General features: G+C 65.9%; 2 protein-coding genes. One reads left to right on the top strand and one right to left on the bottom strand.

Annotation, left to right across the window (positions count from 1 at the left end):
- Positions 1-72: 72 nt before the first annotated feature.
- Entirely contained in the window at positions 73-3,030 is a 2,958-nt protein-coding gene (locus tag PX554_RS26445) for a Tn3 family transposase (RefSeq protein WP_275505034.1), read from the bottom strand.
- A gap of 138 nt (positions 3,031-3,168) precedes the next feature.
- On the opposite strand from PX554_RS26445, the gene PX554_RS26440 reads away from it, so the two are divergent.
- Positions 3,169-3,738, top strand: coding sequence for a recombinase family protein (locus tag PX554_RS26440; RefSeq protein WP_275505033.1), 570 nt, complete (start codon positions 3,169-3,171; stop codon positions 3,736-3,738).
- The last annotated feature ends 58 nt before the right edge of the window (positions 3,739-3,796 follow it).

Here is a 3,796-nt window from a genome sequence, read left to right as displayed (position 1 = left end):
GTAGGGGTCACTACACGAAAGTGTGTTTTACGTACGCTAAGGGAGAACTTTTAGCGAACGCTGTCGCCGTCATTAGGCGGCCAGGATCGATGAAGGTGTGCGCAGCGGGCGAAGCTGGCCCGGATCGGGGCGGCTTTCGACATTCCAGCGATAGTCGCCGGTGAGCGAGATATGCTCCCATCCCAGCGGGGCGATATGGCGCGCAACGTCCTCCGGGATCGCCAGCGCCCCGACTGCCTGTTCGAGATAGCGGGTGTTCCACAGGATGATGGCGGCCACGAGCAGATTGAGGCCGGAGGCGCGATAGGTCTGGTTCTCGAACCGCCGGTCGCGCAGCTCGCCGAGCTGGTTGAAGAAGAGCGCGCGGGCGAGCGCGTTGCGGGCCTCGCCCTTGTTGAGCCCGGCCTGGGTGCGCCGACGCAGGTCGAGATCGCGCAGCCAGTCGAGCATGAAGATCGAGCGCTCGATCCGCCCGACCTCGCGCAAGGCCAGCGCCAGTCCGTTCTGGCGTGGGTAAGCGGACAATCTGCGCAGCATTGCCGATGCGGTGGCTGTGCCGCTGCGGATCGAGGTAGTGAGGCGCAGCAGTTCGTCCCAATGGGCGGCGACATGCCCGATGGCGACCGGATCGCCGGTCATGCCGGCCAGCAGCGGCCCCGCTTCCTGGCCCGGCAGCAGATGCAGGCGCCGGTCCTTCAAGTCGCGCAAGCGCGGCGCGAAGCGGTAGCCGAAGAAGGGCATCAGGCCGAACACATGATCGGATGCGCCGCCGGTATCAGTGTAGTGCTCTTCGATCGACAGGCCGGTGGCATGGTATAGCAGCCCGTCGAGGACATAGGGGGCCTCGACGGCGGTCGCCGCGATCACGCGGCTCGCGAACGGATCATATTGATCCGAGATGTGGGTGTAGAAGCTGACGCCGGGTTCGTTGCCGTTGCGCGCGTTGATGTCGCCGATCGCGGCGCCGCGCCCACCCGCATGGAAGAGCTGACCGTCGCTCGAAGAGCTGGTGCCGTTGCCCCATAGCGCGGACAACGGCACGGTGCGGTGAACGTCGATCAACCGCCCCAGCGCCTCACCATAGGCGGCTTCGCTGATATGCCAGTCGTGGAGATGGGCGAGCTGACGCAAGGTCGCGCCCTGACAGGTCTCGGCCATACGCGTCAGCCCGAGATTGATGCCGTCGGCCAGGATCACGGTCAGGAGCGCGTTGCGGTCATCAGCAACGCGACCGGAGCGGCGATGGGTGAAGCACTCGGAAAAGCCGGTCCAGCTATCGACCTCCAAAAGAAGATCTGTGATCTTCACGCGTGGCAGCCGATCGTAGGCGATGCGGCGCATATCTTCTGCGTCGGGTGGCGTGATTGCCTTGAGCGGCGATATGACGAGGCCGTTGCCGTCAAGGCGCACCTGGGGCAACTCTCCCTGCCGGGCGAGGATCGTCACTCGCTCGATCGCCGTGTCGAGGCTGGCGCGGCGCCCTGCGATGAAGCTTTCGAAATCGGTGTTGACCGCCAGCGGCAGCGGTCCCCGCGCGCGCATCGCGTCGAAGGTGGCAGACGGCAGAAGATAGCTGTCGAAGGCGCGATACTGGCGGCTTTCCGCCACCCATATGTCGCCGGCGCGCAGCCGGTCGCGCAGTTGGGTGAGTACGCACAGTTCATAGGCGGCGCGGGACACCACGCCATCGCGCAGGACGAACGGCCGCCATGATGGCGGCACGAACCGGAGCGGCGGTTTGTCGGGCAGGCGGCGGCGCTTGGTGCGATAGATATCGGCCACGAGGCGGACCGCATCGAGCAGCCCCTGCACCGCACCGGCACCGCGAAACTCGAAGGCGTTGAGGAACGGCCCGATCACGGAGCGCAGCGAGCGCTGCCGCTCGATCAGTTCGGCCGTGCGGTCGATCGTTTCCGGCGCGATCAGCAGTTCGGCGTCCACGACCGCCGTGCCCAGCTTTTCCCAGTCGATCGCCCCGATGGCGGCAAGTGAATCGACGCCTCGTGCCCGTGCGTCGAGCAAGGTCCGGCATGAGCCGGTGAGCAGGCGAAGCTGCGCCTGCAATGACCGGATCGTGCCGATCGCCTTGTCCTTGGTCCGATTCTCGGCCCGTCGCATCATGCTCCCCAGGAGCTTGTCCATCATCGTCAGCACCGCATCGGTCAGGCTTTCCTCGAGCCGAATGCCGGCAGCGGCAAGGATCGCATGACGACGCCGGTCGGGCAGTTCCGCCAGATGCTGCGGCGTGATGCACGCCGCCTCGTCGGCGATCCGGTCGAACGCCGTCTGCGGAATGGTCGCGGCGCGCGATGCCGCCAGGCCCAGTGCGCGAACATGGTCGAGCCGTTCGATCAGTCGCAGAATATTGCGCGGCGCCGGCGACAGTGGCGGGTTGCGCAGCCATGAGAGCCAGGTCGCGCCTTTGTCGTCGCGCCGCGACAGGAGGGCGTCGAGCCGTGCGCGTTCGGGTTCGCCGAAATCCCCGGCGAGCACGTCATGGACCAGATCCCCGGCTTGCTGCCGCGCCCGTCGCACGATCGCCTCAATCACCGTCACGGGCGGCAGCAGCAATCGCCGGCGTCGCATCTCGTCGATGACGATGCCGGCAAGCCGCGAGGGCTGGGTGACGGTCTGCGCGATCGGCATGGCGAACGCAACTAGCGCGTGGAAATCCGCGCGGCTGAAAACGAGATGACCGAAGCGCCGCGACAGGTCGATGAGGTGCGTCCGCCGCGTTTCATCGCGTCGGGCATAGTCGCGCCATGACGCGGGCGACACATCCAACTGACGGGCCACGAATGCGAGGATCGGCATGGGCGGCGCTCCGCCGGCTTCCAGCACGCGCCCCGGCCAGCGGAGATACAGCATCAGCATCGCATAGCCGAGGCGGGTGGCATCACCACGCCGGGATGCGATCAGTTCCAGGTCGTCACGGGTCAAGGTGAAGTGGCGCGCGATCTCGCGTTCATCGAGCGACGGATCATAATGGCCCGCAAGCATCTCGCGTGTTAGCAGGTGTCTTCTGGCCAACGTCGAACCCCTCCATGTCGCTGTCCGTCAGACGTCCGTTGGACGGCCACCGGGAATGTGTCCGCCAACTCTGGACCTTCGATGGCGATTCGGACAAGATCACATGATGATGGGAAAACGGACACGATGGGGCGACCCGTGGCGCTGATCGGCTATGCGCGGGTCTCCACCCCCGATCAGAAGCTCTCGCTCCAGCATGACGCGCTGGAGCGGGCGGGATGTGAACGTGTTTTCGACGATCAGGCGTCGGGAGCCAGGACCGACAGGCCCGGTCTTGGCGAAGCGCTGGCCTATCTGCGCGCCGGCGACACACTGGTGGTGTGGAAGCTCGATCGGCTCGGCCGCTCGATGAGCCACCTGATCGAGAAGATCGGTGAGCTGGCGGCGCGAGGCATCGGGTTCCGCTCACTCACCGAGAACATCGACACCACCACGTCAGGGGGAATGCTGGTGTTCAACATCTTCGGCTCCCTCGCGCAGTTCGAGCGCGATCTGATCCGCGAGCGCACCCAGGCCGGTCTGCGCGCCGCGCGCGAGCGAGGTAGCAAGGGCGGTCGCCGACCCGTCGTAACCCCCGACAAACTACGCAAGGCGCGGGCGCACATTGCGGCGGGCCTCACCGTGCGCGAGGCCGCCGCTCGCCTGAAAATCGGCAAAACCGCCCTCTATAAAGCCCTAGAACGGACCGTCGCGACCGCCAAGCCGTGATGTTGCCGGTTCGTTCGCACTTAGCGTACGTAAAACGTACTTTCGTGTAGTGACCCCT

The organism is Sphingomonas pollutisoli (genome assembly GCF_029167165.1).
In the GTDB taxonomy this organism is placed as follows: domain Bacteria; phylum Pseudomonadota; class Alphaproteobacteria; order Sphingomonadales; family Sphingomonadaceae; genus Sphingomonas; species Sphingomonas pollutisoli.
Note: the sequence above shows the minus strand (reverse complement) of the source record. Positions and strands in the feature narration are given on the sequence as shown.